Annotated in this window: 20 protein-coding genes; 4 read left to right on the forward strand and 16 right to left on the reverse strand. The window is 48.4% G+C overall.

All coding sequences use genetic code 11. From position 1 onward, the window contains the following. The first annotated feature begins 273 nt into the window (after nucleotides 1-273). Nucleotides 274-1,932: an asparagine synthase B gene (asnB, locus tag L1D47_RS09300; RefSeq protein ID WP_239884317.1), complete on the forward strand. Its 1,659-nt coding sequence runs from the start codon at nucleotides 274-276 to the stop codon at nucleotides 1,930-1,932. A gap of 270 nt (nucleotides 1,933-2,202) precedes the next feature. On the opposite strand, the gene L1D47_RS09305 is transcribed toward asnB, so the two are convergent. The 6 genes from L1D47_RS09305 to L1D47_RS09330 form a co-directional block, all read right to left on the reverse strand. After that, nucleotides 2,203-2,967: a transporter substrate-binding domain-containing protein gene (locus L1D47_RS09305; protein ID WP_239884318.1), complete on the reverse strand. Its 765-nt coding sequence runs from the start codon at nucleotides 2,965-2,967 to the stop codon at nucleotides 2,203-2,205. 81 nt (nucleotides 2,968-3,048) lie between these two features. Beyond that, entirely contained in the window at nucleotides 3,049-3,396 is a 348-nt protein-coding gene (locus L1D47_RS09310) for a 5-carboxymethyl-2-hydroxymuconate Delta-isomerase (protein ID WP_041511700.1), read from the reverse strand. 3 nt (nucleotides 3,397-3,399) lie between these two features. Beyond that, on the reverse strand, nucleotides 3,400-3,750 hold the full coding sequence (locus L1D47_RS09315) for a VOC family protein (RefSeq protein ID WP_041511701.1): 351 nt from the start codon (nucleotides 3,748-3,750) through the stop codon (nucleotides 3,400-3,402). Nucleotides 3,751-3,933: 183 nt separating this feature from the next. Next, nucleotides 3,934-4,638: a DUF445 domain-containing protein gene (locus tag L1D47_RS09320; RefSeq protein WP_239884320.1), complete on the reverse strand. Its 705-nt coding sequence runs from the start codon at nucleotides 4,636-4,638 to the stop codon at nucleotides 3,934-3,936. A 72-nt stretch (nucleotides 4,639-4,710) separates the two neighbouring features. Then, nucleotides 4,711-5,139, reverse strand: a complete 429-nt coding sequence (locus tag L1D47_RS09325) for a GNAT family N-acetyltransferase (RefSeq protein WP_239884321.1) — start codon at nucleotides 5,137-5,139, stop codon at nucleotides 4,711-4,713. A gap of 125 nt (nucleotides 5,140-5,264) precedes the next feature. Continuing rightward, nucleotides 5,265-6,257: an FAD-binding oxidoreductase gene (locus L1D47_RS09330; protein WP_239850181.1), complete on the reverse strand. Its 993-nt coding sequence runs from the start codon at nucleotides 6,255-6,257 to the stop codon at nucleotides 5,265-5,267. Nucleotides 6,258-6,427: 170 nt separating this feature from the next. Here L1D47_RS09330 and L1D47_RS09335 point away from each other — a divergent pair, with 170 nt between their 5' ends. Next, nucleotides 6,428-9,760, forward strand: a complete 3,333-nt coding sequence (locus L1D47_RS09335) for a DUF748 domain-containing protein (protein ID WP_239884323.1) — start codon at nucleotides 6,428-6,430, stop codon at nucleotides 9,758-9,760. Nucleotides 9,761-9,989: 229 nt separating this feature from the next. Then, nucleotides 9,990-10,346 carry a glutathione S-transferase N-terminal domain-containing protein gene (locus tag L1D47_RS09340; protein ID WP_041511706.1) on the forward strand — a complete coding sequence of 119 codons (357 nt, stop codon included), beginning with the start codon at nucleotides 9,990-9,992 and terminating at the stop codon, nucleotides 10,344-10,346. A gap of 60 nt (nucleotides 10,347-10,406) precedes the next feature. On the opposite strand, the gene L1D47_RS09345 is transcribed toward L1D47_RS09340, so the two are convergent. The 4 genes from L1D47_RS09345 to L1D47_RS09360 are packed head-to-tail and all read right to left on the reverse strand — an operon-like array spanning nucleotide 10,407 to nucleotide 12,670. Next, nucleotides 10,407-10,811: a CBS domain-containing protein gene (locus L1D47_RS09345; RefSeq protein WP_011865299.1), complete on the reverse strand. Its 405-nt coding sequence runs from the start codon at nucleotides 10,809-10,811 to the stop codon at nucleotides 10,407-10,409. Further along, nucleotides 10,808-11,158, reverse strand: a complete 351-nt coding sequence (locus L1D47_RS09350; RefSeq protein WP_041511708.1) for a P-II family nitrogen regulator — start codon at nucleotides 11,156-11,158, stop codon at nucleotides 10,808-10,810. Before L1D47_RS09350 ends, L1D47_RS09345 begins: the two co-directional genes overlap by 4 nt. Further along, nucleotides 11,148-11,936 (reverse strand): DUF1538 domain-containing protein, encoded by a 789-nt coding sequence (locus L1D47_RS09355; RefSeq protein ID WP_239884326.1) that lies wholly within the window; start codon nucleotides 11,934-11,936, stop codon nucleotides 11,148-11,150. The genes L1D47_RS09350 and L1D47_RS09355 overlap by 11 nt, the downstream gene beginning before the upstream one ends. Then, complete coding sequence (locus tag L1D47_RS09360; RefSeq protein ID WP_041511709.1) at nucleotides 11,936-12,670, reverse strand: DUF1538 domain-containing protein; 735 nt, start codon at nucleotides 12,668-12,670, stop codon at nucleotides 11,936-11,938. The genes L1D47_RS09355 and L1D47_RS09360 overlap by 1 nt, the downstream gene beginning before the upstream one ends. 241 nt (nucleotides 12,671-12,911) lie before the next feature. Here L1D47_RS09360 and L1D47_RS09365 point away from each other — a divergent pair, with 241 nt between their 5' ends. Then, complete coding sequence (locus L1D47_RS09365; RefSeq protein ID WP_239884327.1) at nucleotides 12,912-13,370, forward strand: hypothetical protein; 459 nt, start codon at nucleotides 12,912-12,914, stop codon at nucleotides 13,368-13,370. Between the two features lie 39 nt (nucleotides 13,371-13,409). On the opposite strand, the gene L1D47_RS09370 is transcribed toward L1D47_RS09365, so the two are convergent. The 6 genes from L1D47_RS09370 to L1D47_RS09395 form a co-directional block, all read right to left on the reverse strand. Then, nucleotides 13,410-14,054, reverse strand: a complete 645-nt coding sequence (locus L1D47_RS09370; protein ID WP_239884329.1) for an alpha/beta fold hydrolase — start codon at nucleotides 14,052-14,054, stop codon at nucleotides 13,410-13,412. A 314-nt stretch (nucleotides 14,055-14,368) separates the two neighbouring features. After that, on the reverse strand, nucleotides 14,369-15,676 hold the full coding sequence (locus tag L1D47_RS09375) for an McrC family protein (RefSeq protein ID WP_239884331.1): 1,308 nt from the start codon (nucleotides 15,674-15,676) through the stop codon (nucleotides 14,369-14,371). Next, nucleotides 15,677-16,864, reverse strand: coding sequence for an AAA family ATPase (locus tag L1D47_RS09380; protein WP_239884339.1), 1,188 nt, complete (start codon nucleotides 16,862-16,864; stop codon nucleotides 15,677-15,679). It lies immediately after the preceding gene. Further along, complete coding sequence (locus L1D47_RS09385) at nucleotides 16,815-17,414, reverse strand: hypothetical protein (protein WP_140278203.1); 600 nt, start codon at nucleotides 17,412-17,414, stop codon at nucleotides 16,815-16,817. Before L1D47_RS09385 ends, L1D47_RS09380 begins: the two co-directional genes overlap by 50 nt. 277 nt (nucleotides 17,415-17,691) lie before the next feature. Beyond that, nucleotides 17,692-19,881, reverse strand: coding sequence for an N-6 DNA methylase (locus L1D47_RS09390; RefSeq protein WP_239884341.1), 2,190 nt, complete (start codon nucleotides 19,879-19,881; stop codon nucleotides 17,692-17,694). Nucleotides 19,882-19,883: 2 nt separating this feature from the next. Further along, on the reverse strand, nucleotides 19,884-20,916 hold a 1,033-nt coding region (locus tag L1D47_RS09395), incomplete at its 5' end, for a DNA adenine methylase (protein ID WP_239884344.1).

Raw genomic sequence — 20,916 nt, forward strand, 5'->3', positions numbered from 1 at the left:
ATTAACACGGCTTTTTGCCATCTCGACTAAAATCCAGAGCGAGATTCAGATTGAACAATTCCAGCCACTAATAGAGGACTAAAAATATAGATATCATAATTAAAACCTCAAACAACAGAATAAAACTCAAAAACATCCCGGTAAAAATCAAATAAACAACACCAAAAACAACCTTTTTATGGCGTTTTGATAATTTTATCGCTTGGCAGATGCAGAAAATGCTGTCAAAGTGATTGGCAACTGAGATTTATAGCGTTTTCTGGAGCTTTCATTATGTGTTCAATATTTGCGATTCTCGACATCCAAACCGATGCCACGCCGCTACGCCAGGTTGCCCTGGAAATGTCTAAACTGCTGCGCCATCGCGGCCCAGACTGGTCTGGGATCTACGCCAGCGATAAGGCCATTCTGGCCCATGAGCGCCTGGCTATCGTCGATATCGAGCATGGTGCTCAGCCATTGTTGTCCGAAGATGAAAGCCTGATCCTGGCCGTCAACGGCGAGATCTACAACCACAAGGAACTCAAGGCCGAACTGGGTGACAAGTACAGCTACCAGACCAACTCAGACTGTGAGGTGATCCTCGCCCTCTATCAAGAGTACGGCACCGAATTTTTAGATAAGCTCAACGGTATCTTCGCCTTCGTACTCTACGATAAGCGCAGCGACACCTACCTGATTGGCCGGGATCACATGGGCATCATACCTCTCTACACTGGCCATGACGCCGAGGGCAACTTCTATGTCGCCTCAGAGATGAAAGCCTTGATGCCGGTTTGTAAGACGGTCGAGACCTTCAAGCCTGGTCACTATCTAACAAAGGGTGGTGAGACCCACTACTACCAGCGCGACTGGCAATCTTTCGAGGCGGTGCAGGACAACACTGCCAGCGTGGATGAACTGCGCGATGCCCTAGAAGCCGCGGTTAAGCGTCAGCTGATGTCAGATGTGCCCTACGGCGTGCTGCTCTCTGGTGGACTAGACAGCTCTGTGGTCTCAGCCATCACCCAGACCTACGCCAAGCGCCGTATCGAAGACGATGGTGCCAGCGATGCCTGGTGGCCGCAGCTGCACTCTTTCGCGGTAGGCTTGACCGGCGCACCGGACCTGGCGGCGGCGCAGAAGGTAGCCGATGCCATAGGCACCATACACCATGAGATCACCTTCAGCTTCCAGGAAGGGCTCGACGCGATAAAGGATGTGATCTATCACCTGGAGACTTACGATGTCACCACCATACGTGCGGCAACCCCCATGTATCTGATGGCGCGCAAGATCAAGGCGATGGGGATCAAGATGGTACTGTCTGGCGAAGGCGCCGACGAGCTGTTTGGCGGCTACCTCTATTTCCACAAGGCACCAAACGCCCAAGCCTTCCACGAAGAGTTGGTGCGTAAGTTAGACAAGCTACACCTGTTCGACTGTCTGCGCGCCAACAAGGCGATGGCGGCCTGGGGCCTTGAGGCACGCGTCCCCTTCCTGGATAAAGAGTTTATCGACACGGCGATGCGACTCAACCCTGAGGCCAAGATGTCGAAAGAGGGCCGTATCGAGAAGCATATCCTGCGTCAGGCATTCGAACACAAGCTGCCACAAGAGGTGGCCTGGCGTCAGAAGGAGCAGTTTAGCGATGGTGTCGGCTACTCCTGGATCGATGGCCTAAAAGACCATGCCGCGGCTCAGGTAGACGATCTGCAGCTGGCCAACGCCAAGTTCAGGTTCCCTTACAACACGCCGGAAACCAAGGAAGCCTACTTCTACCGCTGCTTCTTCGAGGAACACTTCCCGCTGCCATCGGCCGCCGAAACCGTACCGGGTGGTAAGTCGGTCGCCTGCTCAACCCCTGAGGCACTGGCCTGGGATGAGAGCCTGCAAGGGATCATCGACCCGTCGGGTCGTGCGGTGCAGTCGGTGCATGAGAGTGCTTACTAGGCTGCTTGCCAATAGAAAATGCGACAGAAAGTCCAATAAAAAAGAGACCTTAAGGTCTCTTTTTTATTGGCACGCTTTCGTTCACTCGTGTTATACCAATCACAGTAAATATGTGATCAGAAATAGCGCAGGAAAAACGCTTGAGAACAAAGCAGGATTTTTAGATAAGTAGTTATTCTACAATTAAAAAGACTAATACAGTTGTCGAGCGTTTTAACAAGCTAGAATGATCAATTGTTTATTACGATTGGTATTATTCATGCTGGTGAATCAATAGTGTTCCAGGTGCTGGGTGGCAAACTGCTCGACCGCCTGCATGAAGCGTCCCTCTTCATAGGCCTGAGTGATGATTTCCTGCATCTTATCCATAGGGATCCCCATTTGGTGCCTTTTGCTCACGCCAAAATAGACCTGGCGATGCTCCTCATGGCTATAGGGATGAACCCTAAGCTTGTCGTCGAAATCGCGAAAACGCGCCCTCAGGCTCGGTAATACCACCTCGGAGACGATCAGCAGCTCGAAGCGTCCCTTGAGTAGCATGTTGGTCGCCGAGATCACATCGTTGGTCTCCACCTTATTCAGACGATCATCCTTGTCGAAACGGTCAAAATATTCTGTCTCTCGTGATACGCCGATGGAGAGCGGCATCAGATCCTCATAGTCGTTCACACTCGCCAGTTCACGCTGACTGATGAAGACAAATCGGCCGTCATCGCGATAGGGCAGAAAATGGCTATAGGCCGCCCGCTCAGGCTTGGCATATATCCCGGCCACCACATCGGCGCTGCCCTGCTCTAGCATATGCAGGCAACGGGCAAAATTGGGGCTGGAGATAAAGGTCAAATGGCGCTGCAACAGATGCGCAAACAGCTCGAGCGCGGCGATATTCTCACCGATAGGCTCATGCTCACCCTCGAGAATTTGAAACGGCGGATAGTGATCGACGCAGACCCGCATCGTCTGCTCGTCTTCGGCGTAAACCGGCGGCGCGGCGAGTATGCCCGCGACCAACATCAAGGCCTTGGTAAGCTGCATTCAAGAATGACTCCTGGGACTCCATCTCCCATTGACCATACTACTCCTGATAAAGGCTAGGCTCTTCAGCCATTTAATCGTTTAATCATTTAGCCGTTTAAAATAGTGCTCACGTTCGATATCCAACACCTCCATGGTGATGCTGGATACAGAGGCGCACAACGAAGCGATCTGGCGATCGACACACTGCATCAAATGCTGCTTCTGTTCACCGGTGCGACCGGGCATGATTTTAAGCGTGATATGAATAAAATCGGCTCCTTCTGCCTCACCGACACGGTAATGCTCGGCACAATAGGCCCGAGACTTAATACTGGCAGGCTCAAACAGCTCACTCTCGATAGCACCACGATGCACCAAGGCCACCAGGGTGTCGATGGCTAATTGCTGCGCCACAGGCGCACTATATTCAAGGATACAATGAGGCATCTGTTACTCTGACCATACCGCAAACTCGTTACCGTTTGGGTCCTTAAAATGAAAACGACGCCCGCCAGGAAACGAGAAGATCTCCTGAGTGATCAAGGCGCCCGCATCGGCAACCGTGGTCAGACACACCTCTAGCGCCTTGGCATAGATGACGATTAACGGCGTGCCGGAGGCGATATCGAAACTTTTATCCGACAGGAAAAATCCACCAGCAATCCCCGCGTTGGTAAAACAGCTGTATTCGGGGCCATAATCTTCAAACTGCCAGCCGAACACCTTGCCAAAGAATGCCTTGGTCACGGCGATATCCTTCACGGGGATCTCGATATAGTTAATGGTCTGGTCTTGATTCATTGCATTTCCTTGCAGTGACTATCGTTGTTAGGTTTAGCCCATCAATGTGAGCCAAGTCTCGCTTTTTAAATCTACCCCCTATCTAAAAGTAAAGCGAGTGTTAAATCTAGAGGGGCAGCGCCATAGCTCAGATTATAGGCAATAAAAAAGGGAGCTAGGCTCCCTTTTTTATTCGTCTTCAACCTAGCCCAGCAAGGCCGCCAGCAGGCCAATGAGACCACCGAAGACACCGCCCCAAACCACCAGCCAGCCTAAGTGCTGTTTGATCATCTGCTGCACTATCTCTTTCACCAGCTGAGGGGTCAGTTCGGCAAGGCGCTGATCCACAATGCTCTTCACCTTGGCCCTAAGATCCGCCAGCACGTCGGGCTGCTCTATCTCATTCTTTAACAGTTCATAGAAATCATCGCTCTGGGTCAGCTCGACCAAGGAGGTCTTCATCTTGTTGATGAAAGGCTCTTTGAGTGGCGCAATCGCCTCCGTGCCGCCAAACATGGTCAGCATGCCGCCGAATGAGGACTGCTCTACCGTGGTCACCAGAGCGTCGAAGGCAGGCGACATATCCACCTTCTCGATGACAGGCTCCAGATTGATATGAGCCACGCTGCCCCCCTGCTGTGACAGGAACTTATCGATATTCTCGTTGGTAAAAAACTGCTCCATCATCAGATGGGCGATACCCGCCTTAAACTCCTCGAAGCGCGCCGGCACCACGCCGCTGCCATAGAGGCCTGGCACCTTCTCGAATAACATATGGATCGCCAGCCAGTTGGTGACCGCCCCCGACAGGGCAAACAGGCCGACGCTAAAGACGATAGCTTGCTGAAAAAGATAGCCGCAGACTACCAACAGGGCAGCCAGTAAATTAGTGATAAGACTCTTATTCACCGATTTATCTCCAAGGATAAGACAAAAAAACGGCGCTATCTTACCACAAGCAAAATCCCTGAAGACAGCCTATTAGTATTGGTTAGCCGCCTGCTCGGCAAACACTGCGCTCGTGTCACACTCATCGATGTAGATGAAGCCGCCGCTGAGGTGTTCGCGGCGCACCGCCATCACGTTGGTCTCATCGGCCAGCTCCTTGGCTTTCTCAACCAGACGGGTGGCGATACCTTGATGGCGAAAGGCCTCCTCGACATAGAGGTCGTCAAAATACCAAACGGGCTTGAGCAGGCGCGAAGAAAAGGAGGGGTAGAGCTGAATAAAACCGACGATCTCAAGGGCTACCTGAGCAATGAAGATCACCGAATCATTCTCATGCAGACGAGCCTGCAGGAACTCGCCACTGTCGGCCAAGGCAGTCGCTTGCCCCAGGCTCTGACGATAACGGTCAAACAGAGGTGTCAGCAGGTTCAAATCATCTTCAATTGCAATTCGTATCAGCATATTCCGTCCTTGAAATCTGTATTCGCCTAGGATGAGGGGCGACAAATACAGTTACATCCTTATGATTTAGTTGATGTTATCATATCAGGATTAAAATAACAGTCCATTGTTACTCCGACCTAAGTCTAGCCTCTGGGACGTTTGCGCAGATCTTTGTACTCGAACGACAGGCTGTGGATACGTTCGATGGGAAATCCATTGAGAAAGGCAATCTCCCGGCTCTCGTTGACCAGGCCCGGCTCGCCGCAAAGAAACAAGTGTTGCTGACGGTCGAATTGGTGACACTTGAGCGCCTCGCTAAAGGGATTGGCATGGATCACCCGCCGCCCCTTGCTCTCACTCTGCCCCGTGATGCAGGCCTGATAGTGAAACTGACGATGTTCCAGCATCATCTTAAGCAGCTTAGGATGCAGATAGAGATCGTTATCATCTCGGGCGCCTACATAGAGGAAGATCTCCCCCTGATGACCCTGAGCCAGCGCCTGCATCAGCATGGCATGGGCCACACCAAGACCACTACCGAAGGCGACGATGATCAGCTTGGCATCGCGATAGGCGCTGCGGTAATAGCGACTCCCCAGCGGTCCCTGCACCAGCAATTTCTCTCCTATACCGGCATGATGATACAGCCAATCGCTGAACTGCCCATTATATTTGCGCCTCACGTGCAGCTCGAGAAAAGGCTCATCCGGCAGACTGGTAGGCGAATAGCTGCGGGTCAGACCGTCGAAACGCCGTAAGTTGATGTACTGCCCCGGGTGATGCTGCAGCGGTTCGTCTAACGCCAGGCGGACGCGCACTACGGCCTCGTTGATAAACTGCTTCTCCTGAATCTTGGCGCCGACAAAAAGATCCTGCGGCAGGATAGACTTGAGACGCAAGGCTGGGGTGGGCTTACACTGACAGGAGCAGAGATAGTGACGCTGCTTGAGCCCAAGCGTCAGACCACGCTGGGCCCCGATCGCCATTTCGCCATCGACATGTTGCAGCAGACAGGTTTTACACACGCCCTTCTTACAGGAATAATTGACCCGCTGACCATGGCGTATCAGGGTGTCTAATACCGACTCACCGGCCTTAGCCTCAAATGCCTGACCGTCGAGGTAAAATGTTGTCATATATGTCGATTTATCTCGTAGAAATTTAAATAAATTTTATGTTTAGCCGTTCATTATCGATAATAAACCTACTAAAATTATAGCGACTGGTTCACAAACGTGCGGATAGGACTCGCCGTCCCCCCTTCTTTGAATCTTTTCAGTTCGTCTACAACGTCATTAAGGTCATTATGTCTTCCGTCCCATCATTTTTTGCTCAACTCGGACAAAAATACAAACAGCTGCCTAAATATCAAAGGTATATTGGTATCTCAATTACCCTGTATTTAACATGGACCCTGTTACTGGGTCTACTGCTTCCTTACCTGTTAACCCAGCAAATTCCTAAGCAGCTGTCGGAACAGATCTTAAGGCCCGTCTCCCTCGGGGAGGTCAAGATAAACCCCTTTACCCTAGAGGTCGAACTCACTGATTTTGCCGTCAAGGAGAAGGACGACCAGGCCTTCGTCGGCTTTAAGCGATTGGGACTCAATATCCAGTTTTGGGACTCGCTATTTCAGCAAGGCCTGAGTCTTAGCGACATCACGCTGGAAAATCCCCATGCCGAGGTTAAGCGTCTAAAGAGCGAGCAGGCGCTGGGGTTTAATTTCACCGATATCCTGGAGACGCTAGCGCAAAATAGCCCTCAAGCCGAACCGGAAGTCGAAGGCAATGGCACTATTCCCCATTTTATCCTCAAGAACCTGGCAATCGTCGATGCCAACCTGCATCTGGCCGATGAGATAACACGAGGAGAGGTGAGTTATCCCAAGGTCAACCTCAAAATTGCCAGCTTCGACTCTCATAATCCCATTGTGGCCACCAGAATTAATGACCAAGACCAAGACAATGAGAATGACAGCAAAGCCGACAAGGCAGGCGCCATCAGCAATGCGGAGACTAAGGCAAACCGCTACCACATGGAGTTCCATAGCGACCGTGGCGGTAAAATTGCCCTCAAGGGACAGGTACAGCTAACCCCATTCGAGCTTGTTGGTGATATCAGCCTGAGTCACATCGATCTGCCCCAGCTTTGGGCCTTTGTTGCCGACGCTTTTCATGTCTCCCTGGACAAGGGCTATGTGGATTTCGCCACTGAGTACCGTGTCGCTCAGGAAGGCGACAAGCTAGAGGCCAGCACCAGCGCCGGCGAGCTCAGCTTTAATCAGCTGCAGATCAGCCACGAGCAGCGCGAACTTATCACCCTTGGGCGTTTTGCCCTCACAGGCATAGAGGCAGATCTGGGCCAACAGCGTGTTGATCTGGCCGCCCTGACCTCGAGCGATCTTACGGTCAACGCCAGGCTAGATGATAAGGGCGTAGATCTCGCCGCCCTGTTACCCCCTAAGGCGAGTACTGTTGAAGCGACGTCCTCTGACACAAACGCTACCGAAACGAGCGCTAACCAAACGAGCTCTAACGAAACTAGCACTCGCGAAACAAGCTCCAGCAAAACCAGTTCCGACGAAACGCTAGCCACCAAGGCCAGCAGTGAACAAGTGGCCGAGGCTGAGATTGAGGCTAATGCTGGTGAGCAGACGGCTGAGCAAGCCGTTGACAGCAATGAGGCGTCAGGCTGGCACGCCAGGCTGGCAAAAATCGAGCTAAGCAACTACCAACTCAACCTCACCGAGCAGCTCTTTAAGGATGAAAACCTGTGGCAGATTGGCGAGCTTGAGCTAACCACAGGCGCGATAGATGAAAGCCTGAGCCAACCCATCGACTATCAACTGGCGTTAGCCATCAACCAAAGTGCCAAGGTGCAAACTCAGGGACAAATCGACGCCCTTTCCAAGCACGTCAAAGCCGATGTGTCGCTCGAGGGACTGGGGCTTGGCTGGTTCCAGACCTACCTCGCGCCTTTTGTTAACATCAAAATTGACGATGGCCGTCTCGCCACCCAGGGACAACTCATCGCGGATGCGCAGGGGCAATTAACCTATAAAGGTACACTCCAGGTAGACGATCTTCAGGTCAAAGACCTCAAGGCCAACAAGACACTGGTAAAGTGGCAACAGCTGGATCTCAACCAACTCAGCTTCGATAAACAGGCCAATCGTCTGGCAATCGACCAAGTCACCCTGAACAAGCCATACGGGCGTATACTGATCAACGAAGATCGCACCACCAACTTCCAGGATCTGCTGGTCGCCCAGGCGGCGCCTGAAGAGGCTATATCTGATCAGGCGAAGCCTGATCAGACTAAGCGAGATAGCGCCAAACCAACGGACGCCAAAGCGGCAAAGGCTGAACAAACGAGTGACAAGACAGGCGATGCAGGCAAGCCGATGGCACTCAGCATCAACAAGATAGTGTTCAAAGATGGCTCAACCTTCTTTGCCGATAATTCGCTCACCCCTAACTTCGCCGCCAGCATAGAGCAGCTCGAAGGCAATATCGCCAACCTCTCCTCGAGCAGTGATAAGGCCGCCAGCGTAGACATCAAGGGCAAGATTGACAGATACGCCCCGGTTGTCTTGAAGGGTGAGATCAATCCCCTGCTTGAGCAGCCTTACCTGGATCCGGACCTTAGCTTTAAGCATGTGGAGCTGACCTCGGTGAACCCCTATTCAGGCACCTACGCAGGTTACTATATAGACAAGGGGTTGATGTCGCTGGACCTTAAATACCAATTGAAAAACAACCAATTGGTGGGTGACAACCATCTGGTGGTGGATCAGCTGCAGCTGGGTAAGAAGAGTAATTCTAGCCTGGCGACCTCGCTGCCTGTCACCCTGGCCATCGCCCTGCTGCAAGACAGACACGGAGTTATCGACCTTGGCCTGCAGGTCTCTGGCGATCTTAACGAGCCTAGCTTTAGCTTCGGCAGCATCATCGCCACCGCCTTTACCAATGTGATCACTAAGGCGGTTACCGCCCCGTTCAGCCTGTTGGCCGGCCTGCTCGGCTCAGACGATGAGCTGGATAAGGTCGCCTTTACGCCAGGCTTGGCGATACTCCCTGACGAGAGTCAGACGCTACTGAACAAGCTGGCCAAGGGACTAGCCGACAGGCCCAAGCTTACCGTCAGCGCCAAGGGCGCCGTGGATCTCATCAACGACAGTCAGGCCTTGATGACCACCAAGCTGCATCAGGCGCTGGTCGTTGAAGCGCAGCTCGATGATGCCAAGTTTACCGAGGCGCAACTGCCACAGGGGCTCACGGCCAGTACCTTCCCCACCACGGGTATATTGTCTGATGCGCTAAAGGCCCTGTACCAGAAGACGCTGCAAAAAGATCCAGACGAAGTACTCAAGGAGATCAAACAGCAAAAGGCCCAGCAGGAAATAAGCCAAGAGGAGTTACAAACCCGCTGGCATATCGCGCTATATAACTACCTAGTCTCGGCGCAGCAGCTTGACGATAACGCCCTGGGTCAGTTGGCGCAGCAGCGAGCGCTGGCGGTTAAACAATATCTGATCGAACAGGCCAACATCGAAGCGGGCCGGGTATTCGTGCTCGACAGTCAGGCGGCCCTCGACACCAGTGCATCTCAGGCACTACTGACCCTGAGCGCCGAATAACCGCGCATAACCCCAAGTCATTTAAGTAAGATAAAAAACGGCTAAGCCCTAGGCTTAGCCGTTTTTTTCTGCGCGCCACTCCTGTAGTTCAAGCTAAAGCCCTAGGGCCGAACCTTGGCTAAATGAGGTAAAAAAAATAAAAGGATAAGGTCTCGGTTTGCGGCAAGGCTTTGATCTCCATCACGCTTGCGTTAGAATCCGCCCCATCAAAATTATCTAGGAGTCGTTAATGTTTATTGTTCGCTGGGTATTAGGCCGCATTATCCTGTTTCTAAATTTTGTTTTTACCCCTAAGAAGCGTCAGCGTCCGCTAGCGGAGCAGGCAAGAGTGGACGAGCAGACACAAGGACTTGCACTATACCAGTACGCGGCCTGTCCCTTCTGTGTAAAGGTACGCCGCGCCATTCGTCGCCAGGGACTGAATATCGTCACTGTCGATGCCAAGCAAGACGAGCATCAACAGACCCTGGTACAACAAGGCGGCCTGGCTAAGGTGCCTTGCCTGCGTATCGAAGAAGCCGGAGAGACTCAGTGGATGTATGAATCCTCGGATATCATAGATTATCTCAATAAGCGTTTCGCCTAAGCTTATGCTTAAGCACCGCGGGCACCCTAGGGTGCCCTTTTTATTGGCTGGCTCAAGGCGCTACAGATGGGGCATCATCCCCTTGAGCACTATGTCGTGATAGGTCACCACCCCTAAGATCTTACCCGCCTCGATCACCGGCGCCTTGTTGATGCCGAAGCGTTCAAACAATCTGGCGGTATAACGAATGTCCATGTCGGCGTGTACCGACAGCACAGGTTTAATCATGATCTCATAGACATTGACCCGCTCTGGCGACTTATCTTTGGCCAACACCTTGCGAGCGATATCGCTCATCAGCACCATGCCGTATTCATCGTGTTCATGACGCTTGTTCACCAGCAACATGCTGACATCGTTGCCCACCGCCAGCTTGATCGCCTCGGCCACGGTATGCAGACCATCGACCATCACATAGCTGTCTTTCATGACGTCGCTGTTCTTAATTAGCCTGCTTGGTTTCATAATTGATCCTCAATCTCTTTGCTGAGTTTTTCCACCTGATGGGCGACACCGACGGCGTCCTCCACATCTATCTGTATGGCAATCCCCTGCCCCGGATTCGTCTCAAACTCCCCTACCCGGCAAATGGTTTCCAAGATGCTGCGGCTCATGTGCTCCTCCACCAACCAGAGGATCACATCCCGCTGGATATCCAGACCCAGGCCCATGAAGGTCTTCTTCTTCTCCAGCCCTTCACCGCGGGCATGATTAATGACTGTCGCTCCCGTGGCGCCCGCCTCTCTCGCCGCATCGAGCACGGTATCGGTACAGGTTTCATCGACGAAGGCGACGATAAGTTTAAAGCGCATGGTCTCGCTCCTTAGCGGATTTTCGCTGACTTAAGAATTCGACTAACTGGGCGTAGCCCATCACAGTGATCATAGGAAACAGGCTGGCAAAGGCAATCAGGCCGAAGCCATCGATGAGCGGGTCGCGCCCCGCCACATTGGTGGCCAGCCCCAGGCCAAGCGCCGCCACCAGCGGCACGGTCACGGTCGAGGTCGTCACCCCGCCCGAATCGTAGGCCAGAGGCACTATCATCTTAGGGGCATAATAGGTCTGGATCACCACCAGCACATAGCCGGCCATGATGTAATAATGAATAGGGTCACCCACCACGATACGAAAACAGCCAAGCGCAATCCCCATGGCCACCCCGATCGCCACCGAGATCCTCAGCCCCTGTATGCCGATGGCGCCACCCGAGACCTCGTTGGCCTTAATCGCCACGGCGATAAGTGAGGGCTCGGCAATCGTAGTGCTAAAACCAATAGCCGCGGCAAACAGGTAGACCCAGAGATAATCTTGCCAGATAAAAGGCGTATCCCCGCCCTCAGGGTGGAGAAAATCGGGCGAGGTCAGCTGGCTGGCCATGCTTTGCCCTATGGGGAACAGCGCCAGCTCGAGCCCCACCAAGAACAGGCTGAGCCCTATGATCACATAGACAAATCCCAGCAGCACCCGGCGCCAATTGGCCACTGCTCGCTTGAGTACCCCAAGCTGAAAGCCGAACAAGATGACGGCTATCGGCACCACATCCCGAGCCGTCAACATCAGGGTATCTAACATCCCACTCAGATAAGTCATCACAACACCCACATGCCGTAGAGTAAAACGAAGATCATCGGCGTCAGGCTGGCAAAGGCGATTAGCCCAAAGCCATCCAACATGGGATTACGCCCCTTGATCACACTGGCCAAGCCTACCCCCAGGGCAGTCACCAAGGGGACGGTAATGGTCGAGGTGGTCACGCCGCCAGAATCATAGGCGATACCTATGATGTTCTCTGGCGCAAAGGCGGTTAACACCATGACACACACATAGCCACCTATGATTAAATAATGAATAGGCCAGCCCTTGAGAATACGGATCACCCCGAGCAGAATCGCCAGCCCCACCGAGATGGCCACCGTCAGCCTGAGCCCCATGGCGTAGCGCTCCATGGCATCACTGCTCGACGCTATGGCGCCGGCATTAGCCGCCACCTCGGCGGCCTCATTCGCTACTGCCGTCAAGGCGGGCTCCGCCAGTGTGGTACCGAAACCCAGGGAGAAGGAGAAAACAACTAACCAGAAAACGCTGCCCTTACGCGCCAGCGCCTGAGCCAGAGACTCACCAATGGGAAACAGGCCCATCTCGAGCCCAAAGACGAAGAAGGTCAAACCGAAGACGATAAATACCAGCCCGAGGAGGATCTCGGCCAGATTAGCCGGAGCCTGATGCAGCACGAAGATCTCGAAGAAGGCCACCACACAGATGATGGGCACCAGATCCCGAAAACTACCGAGTAATGAACGAAACAGGCTGATCAAGGCCGACATGCAAACTCCTTAGCGCAGGGGATCTCCTAACACATTTCCCCTTACCTTGAGTGTGCCAAGACGCTAACAAATAACAACAATTTTCTCACATCTCACCCTATTTACGTGAGCCAGTTCAAGTTACTCAGCCAAAGTCAATTTAGGTAAAGTCATGTAACCTAGGGTGATCTCCCCTGGCAATTGGGTTATGCTCGGCCTGTCACAAATGTTAACCTTCGACGAAAATAAAGATAATAATAAGATGCCGATGCCTTCCCCACTGCTTACCACCACTGTGCTTCTCACCGCTATGCTTAGCCTTGTCGGCTGCGCCAGCAAACGCGATGTCGATGATTTTAAAGTTCGTGTAGAAGATACCTTCCAGACCTCAATCAAGGGCGACGGCATCAAGCTGTTTACCTACAAGGTGAAGTACGCCGAGCTGCCCCCCCTGAAACAGCCCCACATGCAGCGAGTGCGTCAGATAGAGAAGATGAAACGCTCGGGGAGCAAGAAACGCTCCATCTATGAGCCAGACCTGAGGCGTTGGACCGAGCAGATAGAACTTGGCCTGGAGAAGACCATCACCATGACAGGCTACTGCCGCGAAGGCTATCTGGAACTGAGCCGTATCATAGAGGTGGGACGCGGAGAGATCCGCGGCGAGTGCAACGATGGCGCCACCGACGCCGATATCAGCAAATTCGCCGACAAGGGCTAAAAATCTGGCAGAAAAGGGTCAGAGTTCATCCGCAGGCGCTCAAGGCTTAAAGCATCCGTGAGCCAAGAAATGCGCCGTCTGGGCAATCACCCTGGCGTTATTCATCATGAAGGGATGAGTTACCGCCAGGCTGATATGATCCCTCATCCCCTCGAGCCGAGTGCGCGCCACGGTGACCTTGCCATCGTTGGGGCCAGGCAATAGGGTCGAGAGCAGCAGGTTAACGCTGCGATTGCCAGCAATCACCCCAAGGTCAAAATCAGCCTTACCGAGACGATTCGGCACGCTACTCGCCTCTGTGCCCAGCTGCATGCCCGCAGGGCCATTAACCAGCATAAATCCAGGCATATTCCTCAGGCGATCCACCACCTCACTGCCGCCATTCGGTGGGCCAAGCATCACCACCCGGCCAAGGGCGGGCAAGGCATGTTGACTCAGGTACTGGCGCACCAGAATGCCGCCCATAGAGTGAGTGACAAAGTGAATTTTCTCTCCACGGCACGCAGACAATGCCTTGTCGATATGCTCACTGGCCAGCGTCTCGATATCAAACTGAGTCGAGGGATAGCCCAGGTTCACACATTGGTAACCCTTGGCCGACAGAGCATTCGCCATCTTCTCCATCGAGGCCCTGCTGCGCGCCAGGCCATGCAATAAGATCACTGATTCAGAGTTGCTTATCATCGTATTATCTGCCGCTCACGCTTAATTAACTTAGTTCATCTTCGACTCAGACGAGTTAAGCCTTTGCCAGCCAACACTTTGCCAACGACCACGATTCTGAATTCCTTTTAACCATTTGTAATTACTTGTATTTAAGAGGATTACTTGGGATATCAGGCACCATAAACTAGGATAGTATTGGATCTAGTTTACATTCATTGACCACAGACTCAGCGTAGGCAGCCCATTTGAATTCACAGCTAACACTTAGTGAGATCTATTTGTCACTTTCCAAGGAGAGTTTAGGATCCGGCTTGCATATATAAAGCACATTTTTAACTAATTATACTTGATATACCCTCACAGAGATTCAAAGCAAATTGATTCAACCCACCATCTTTAGATATGCAACGTACCTCAACTTGAACACCAATAACTTCAATATCATCGATTTTTATCGTCTCAAAAACGGTGCATCGCCCTGTAATTATTTGTTCTTCACATGGAGTAGCTGGATAAATCAACACCACTTTGCAACATTTAGAAGCACGAGAAAAAGCCATAGCTTCATAGATATCACTTTCGTCAATTCGAAGTCGCCTCTTCTCAATATGTCCTTTATATTTAGCATCCACTATAACTCTAGGGCGTCTTCCATCAGATTCAATTATACAGTCAGGATAAACAGATATTTTAGTTTTCGAGTAACGATCTGGCCTTTCCCTGCTTCCTAATATGAATTGCTTCTGAGATGAAACAAAATGAGCACCAAAACCTAACCTCACTGCAATAGTGACTAAATCTTCCCAAACCCTCCAAGTAGATATAACATAACCTGGGGCGCTAGCTAATCCTTGATTATAATGCAAGCCAAGTCCATTAAGGATATCGATCGAAAGAGTATGAATAGAGTTCCAAGAACGATGTCTCGATGGTACTTTTTTCCTACTAACACGACTTAAATTTCTTTGTGGAGATAAATCACTTCTTAAACGCAACAACTTCCCCATAACACCGGGATCTTGCACTTGAGGGAGTAGAACATTAGTAGCAGCTAATATATTCGAATTCCATTCATTCACTCTATCGAACCTAATAACTTCTTGCTTGAAACCCTCAGTGGATGGAAAAATTAAATCAAGGGGTTCTACTTCTCCATCCAGAAAAAAATCTTCCGAATAAACTTTGCGATAAGTTCTTAGAGGCCTGCGTTTCGCCTCGTCATACATACATACCAATGCATGCGCTACAAGAGTTGGCAACCCCCTAGAAAACCCACCAGAAGAAGACAGCTTTTCAAAAGCTAACAATTGACCATGTGAAGAAAGAAAGGATAGATAAAAAAAGTCTTCCCTCCAGGTCGAATCCGTTTCATCAAGACCAAGAAACTTTGGAGCAACTTCAAGCTCTAAAGAAGGGGATAACCTAACTAACCCGGCAAATTTAATTGCTCTATAACCGTTGTTCCCATTTATTATTGGATTTTCAGATAGGTTTAAAAGTGAAGCAATTCTCTTTCCCGCATTATTTAATAGCAAGTCTACGTTTGATTTATCAACTCCCAGCCTATTCGAAACCTCTTTGGTTAGATTTTTTGAAGTTCCATATTCAACTAAAGATACTCTTTCGCGAAAGCTACCCATCTACTCATCTCTAGAAAAAGCTCGCAGAGCATCGTAAATCATACTGGCATCAAATCTACTAGGCCCGTTAAGCTTAAACCTAATCTCACTCGCAAAAGTGGTTTCTATCAATTCAAAAGGGTTATACTCGGGACCATCGATTGCATTAAGAGTTGAGGCTAAAGCTCTTATATCTCCGAAAAAAACCTCTTCAACATGTGCAAATATCTTTGTCCAGCCAACACATATAAATTCCAACGCTTCAAAGACACCCAAGTCATCGGGAAGTTCGTGAGTCATCAATATACCGTGACCGATTCTAAATTCAGAACCACGCCCAAGTGAAACTTGTTCATTAATAGAGGCCCAAGCAAGAACCGAAGCTTCAAAGACATCAGATATTGAGCAAGGCTCCGCTGGTAATACATATGAATCATCACGTTCTATGTTATAAAAATCCCTTAAGACTCTTCCATTAGGCTCCAATTTAAGAGGTTCCCAACGTCTTAAGAAAGCGACATCTAGAGGTTCTACTGAAGCATCAGCTTGGTTCATTGCGGCCAATATATACAGGTCACTCGGTAAAGCGTACTCAATAAACTCACCTGAAAGTGGATCTAGTAACTCAAAATACTGAGTTCCGACTAATTTACTTCCATCAGGAGCTAAACGTTTATCTGACTCAATCGCAACCAAGGAGCCACCAAAAACCTGAACTGCCGGTCCACGATTTATTTCATCAATAATAAGAAGTGAAGCGCTATTAGAGGAGTTCGCATACTCACTTGCTCTGTACAACACTCCTTTAACAATATAGAAACCTGAACCCGATTCGACATTGTTAACACAAGGTAAAACACCAGAAACAAAATCACGATACTTGGAGTTTTGGTGAAACACCGTTCGAAAAACCATACGGTTTGTTTTACATGGAGCGGGAATCCCCTCCATCACCTTACCTGGAGAAGGAGGAATTGGAATTGGATTGGAGCGATCTAACGCTGGAGTGCCGTGAGAAAAAGAAACGCCAAACCCAGTTTCAAAGGCCAATGCTACTTCGGCAAGCAGGCGAGATTTTCCAGTACCAGGAGCACCAGATACTAGCACGTTTTTCGAACGTGCCAGTATTTTAAGGGTTTCTAAACATTCGTCTGAGAAATCACTTACCATTACAGTAGCAATCTCCTGTAATGAAATCTTTAAAGCCAATCGCAGCATAACCTACTGGACGCTGAGCATCCAGACAAGCTAACAATACATTTGCGACTAAAGGGTCCCAGTAACCAGCAGCACGAAGGGTTCTTTCCTCGGCGTAATAAGGCCAAACCGAATTATCACTTAACTGAATGAGTAGTAAAAGAACCCGATTTCCAACACCACCATGAGGCATAAGGCTGGTATCAAAACATCCATACTCATGAACCCTAACTATACGTCCCTCGGAAGGACGAGCATCTGTCGGTGGTTCGAAAAAGGATTCTTTAGTCTGAACATTACCGTAAGAATCATTCCAGCAAAAATGTCCTTTGAATACGTCAATAACCTCTCTACGACCACCGCGTCTCCGTTCTTCTTGTACAAGAAATGGAAACATTTTGGTAATGGCAGGTTGAAGAAGTGAAAAAGATCCGAAACGAAAATCTCGAGCACCTCCTCCAGAAGGAGTATCATTCGACTGTGCATGAATTTTGCGTAAGTCACCAGGAACAATCTCTTTAAACAGAATACGCGCAACTTGGTTGTTAGATGAAGTAGTCACAGCTTTTCAATCCTCATTACAAAACAAAAGCATTACTAGCAGTCAACCGCTAGACTACATAGGAACAACTTTCTATTGATCTTAGGCAAATAGCTAAAGTAGTAACGCAGAGTCATTAAAAAGCGCTTAGCTTTTTTACAAGCTCATCATTCCCGTTGCAATACGACCCCACTATAGAGCAAGTGTTTCAACACTATAGACCAAAGAAAGATTCTATCTAAATAATCCTGTCATATCATGAACATAAAGTCCACTAAGATTCAGAAGGATAGCAGCATTAGACAGGTTGACCTCTAACTGAAGTTTGTGAAGGAATAAAAGGAATCGCACCTCTAGCTAAAGCATTGTCCAATCGACATTTATACTTATTTCGAACATCTTCAGACAAACCATATGTTTCACACCACCGAAGCAGAATAAAGTCCCTAGTCACCGTGGAACGAGTTTCGCCTTTCAAGCAAGGTTGACTACGATCTAAAAGCGGAAAATCGTGAAAGATCAGCTCTACATCATCAAAGGATAATTTATAGGCAGAAAAACATAGCAACTCTATAGAAGTTCGGATTTCAGCCATTTTCATAGCATTATCGCATCCAGAGCCATTGTGATCTAAATCAATTAATGTTCTGACTGAATTAATGATTTTCTGGCCCATGTCACTGCTAACTTCAATTGGAGCCAAAGGAATACTACGTAAAAGAAAGTAGTTAACCGTGGTTGTCAACACACGTCTCAAAAGCCAATCGAAAGCAAAGCTGTTAACAATTCCCAACCACAACAGAGTTTTTTCGTTAGCATCATCCCCAAAGAAGCTAACTGTAGGTACTTTATTCCCACATACAACACCAGAAGGAATCAGAGTTGCCATCATCGCCCGTTCATTAGTTTGACCAGCAATATCACAAAATCCAGCTCGAGCAACTCTCACTCTTTCTTCTAGTTTACTAGGTAACTCATCTGGAAGAATACTAAACTGTGGTTGAATTGAAGACTCTCCAATTTGAATAGTTTCCCAGACAGCCTTTCGACCAGTTCCTGACCGATAAGCTTTAGCTCCAAGCCGAAACTGATGTACCATTCTCCCTTCAACTAGTGGTATTCGACTTTTATCAAAAGGTTTAAACAACCCTTTGTCTCGAGTCATATCAACTTCTCGATAGAACTTTGCATTCCACTTATCCTGCCATTCCTCACCATTTTCATACATCTTTTTGAATACATTGTACTCTTCTTGATTTCTAAGCTCAGGTAACGACAAGTCTGGACGATATTGTTTTAAAACCTCATAGTCAAATACCACACCAAAATCCGTAGATACCCTTCCATCTAAAGACTTGGCATGTTTTAGAATAATTCCTTCTGTTTTATTCCCCCCCCCTCCATGAACAACCATGTTTACAAATTTCACACGACTATCTATTGCAAAATATTTAGGCTTATTATCAAAAACAGTAAAACTGATAAAGTCTGATGACTCTAAAACTTTACGTCGTAAATTTAACGTTCCTTCCGATCTAATAACTCCACCAGGAATAAGAATGGAAGCAGTTCCATTAGAAGAAATCAACCTAAGTATTAACGCCGTAAAGGCCATATATAAATCCATTTCACCACTATCAGCTTCAGGATATAAAGTCGCTAATTTTTCAGCATAGGCTTTAGTTTTCAATCGCATCCTTTGATAACTTTCTTCATCTATATTAGAGATTTCTCTTCCATAATGACCAAGGTTACCAATGCTATTTAAGTATTCATGCTTTATGGTTTTTACTTTTTCCCATGGCGGATTAGCAATCACCAACCCAAACCCTTCAGTAGCAACTTCATTCCATTTGTCATAGAACAATGAATCACCACAAATCCAATTTTTTCTCATTGCTAACAAGGCGTTTAAATCATCGGTTAACGAAGCCAATGACAGCAGCGCTCCTCTCAAAGCATTATGAGACATATCAGCGGCAACGATATAGTCTTTCATAAATTCTGCTGACTTATTTTTATCATCTCCACAGTTAATGTATGTTATCGCTACCAGTAATATTCCAGTACCACATGCAGGATCGATTATAGGTCTTAACTTATCCCAACGTTTACCCCCCTCTTCTGCAATGTGGAGAGCTAACCGATGATCTGTATAGTAAGCACCTGATAACTTCCTTTCGTGTGCTTGTAAAGGCTGCGTTGCCAAGGACGACAATACTAACGCTGTAGGTACCGGTATATTTTTTATGAGCTTTACAAGCTCACAAGCACCATCAAGAAGAGCCTCATAACTTAAAATACTGTCTATTCCAAATATATTATGGAATTCTTGAATATCAAAACCACCAAATATAGATGAAACGCACTCCAAATAAAGTAACCTAGCCTCAAACCTATCATCTTCCTTTATACTAGAAGTCAGTTCATCTAGGTGAGCGTTAATGCCTTTATAAAGCTTATCTTCTAAAGTTACATATTTAGACATATTTAAAACCCAGAAGCCCCAATATATTCAACCAAATATTCGGTAACTGTATCACCATTGGAGCTTGCTACTTTATTAGGACGATACCTTCCAATTGATGTAAGAGGAAACAAATTAACACTTCCGGTCAACTCCAGCTCAGTAACTAACTCACTTAAGTCAACATGACCTTCACAACTATAGGACAGTATAACTTTTTTACTTTTAAGCTTTGTTATCAACTCAACCAAAGCTCTTAAGGCTTTTCGTTTATAACAGAACACAGACGCTTTATGTTTCCACGGCCGCAGTCCACTAACACCCTCAACAGTAGGATTATCATAAATTGTTATAGTCTCAAGGATGTGATAGTAAGAGGCATATTGTCTTTTTGTGTATGGAGGGTCTAAATACACAACGTCATTTTCTGTGACTTCCAATTCAAATGCATCTAGATTTGTCACTTCGACAAGACTTTCAGAATCATTAAAATCTCGACCTTTCATTTTTATTTCTGACAATGCTTGTTTCTGCCACTTAGATAAGAAACAGCCATATGTTCCAGCAATATTTGCCACTCGATTAACGGCACTAAGAAGGTCAGCTATTAAAATATCTTTTTCTAGTCTGTCAATTTTCCCTGATGAATACCATTCAGAGATGACTTTTCTTATTCCATCTATTTTCTTAGCATTATCCTCAGTAAAGTACTTTCTCTCAATTCCACACAATTTAAGAGATGCAGGACTATATTCTCTCCAAATAATACCATTAATTCCTGGAACATTATTTAAGGTCTCGATTGCTGAAGAGTACCCACCAACATTCAAAAATTGTGCGTGATTAAGACTCACCATACGAGCAGAAGCCATTGTAACTGCTGAGATCAAATGATCGTTGATCCAAACATTCCATCCAAGCTTATGTGCTTCTTCTGCAACAGCCCCAGTACCACAAAACACGTCTACAAACCGACCACCATCGCTTGTCGGTTTTCCAACATGCTTCACAATATCTTCTGTAAAACGAGCTTTAGAGCCAATATATCTAAAAGTC

It is taken from the genome of Shewanella sp. Isolate7 (assembly GCF_022398425.1).
Classification (GTDB): domain Bacteria; phylum Pseudomonadota; class Gammaproteobacteria; order Enterobacterales; family Shewanellaceae; genus Shewanella.

Bases quoted from the DNA above. Each gene is read 5' to 3' on its own strand.
- L1D47_RS09335 (WP_239884323.1), top strand. From the start codon at position 6,428: ATGTCTTCCGTCCCATCATTTTTTGCTCAACTCGGACAAAAATACAAA.
- L1D47_RS09375 (WP_239884331.1), bottom strand. From the start codon at position 15,676: ATGGGTAGCTTTCGCGAAAGAGTATCTTTAGTTGAATATGGAACTTCA.
- L1D47_RS09325 (WP_239884321.1), bottom strand. From the start codon at position 5,139: ATGCTGATACGAATTGCAATTGAAGATGATTTGAACCTGCTGACACCT.
- L1D47_RS09340 (WP_041511706.1), top strand. From the start codon at position 9,990: ATGTTTATTGTTCGCTGGGTATTAGGCCGCATTATCCTGTTTCTAAAT.
- L1D47_RS09305 (WP_239884318.1), bottom strand. From the start codon at position 2,967: ATGCAGCTTACCAAGGCCTTGATGTTGGTCGCGGGCATACTCGCCGCG.
- L1D47_RS09365 (WP_239884327.1), top strand. From the start codon at position 12,912: ATGCCGATGCCTTCCCCACTGCTTACCACCACTGTGCTTCTCACCGCT.
- L1D47_RS09350 (WP_041511708.1), bottom strand. From the start codon at position 11,158: ATGCGCTTTAAACTTATCGTCGCCTTCGTCGATGAAACCTGTACCGAT.
- L1D47_RS09355 (WP_239884326.1), bottom strand. From the start codon at position 11,936: ATGACTTATCTGAGTGGGATGTTAGATACCCTGATGTTGACGGCTCGG.
- asnB (WP_239884317.1), top strand. From the start codon at position 274: ATGTGTTCAATATTTGCGATTCTCGACATCCAAACCGATGCCACGCCG.
- L1D47_RS09360 (WP_041511709.1), bottom strand. From the start codon at position 12,670: ATGTCGGCCTTGATCAGCCTGTTTCGTTCATTACTCGGTAGTTTTCGG.
- L1D47_RS09330 (WP_239850181.1), bottom strand. From the start codon at position 6,257: ATGACAACATTTTACCTCGACGGTCAGGCATTTGAGGCTAAGGCCGGT.
- L1D47_RS09345 (WP_011865299.1), bottom strand. From the start codon at position 10,811: ATGAAACCAAGCAGGCTAATTAAGAACAGCGACGTCATGAAAGACAGC.
- L1D47_RS09315 (WP_041511701.1), bottom strand. From the start codon at position 3,750: ATGAATCAAGACCAGACCATTAACTATATCGAGATCCCCGTGAAGGAT.
- L1D47_RS09310 (WP_041511700.1), bottom strand. From the start codon at position 3,396: ATGCCTCATTGTATCCTTGAATATAGTGCGCCTGTGGCGCAGCAATTA.
- L1D47_RS09370 (WP_239884329.1), bottom strand. From the start codon at position 14,054: ATGATAAGCAACTCTGAATCAGTGATCTTATTGCATGGCCTGGCGCGC.
- L1D47_RS09390 (WP_239884341.1), bottom strand. From the start codon at position 19,881: ATGTCTAAATATGTAACTTTAGAAGATAAGCTTTATAAAGGCATTAAC.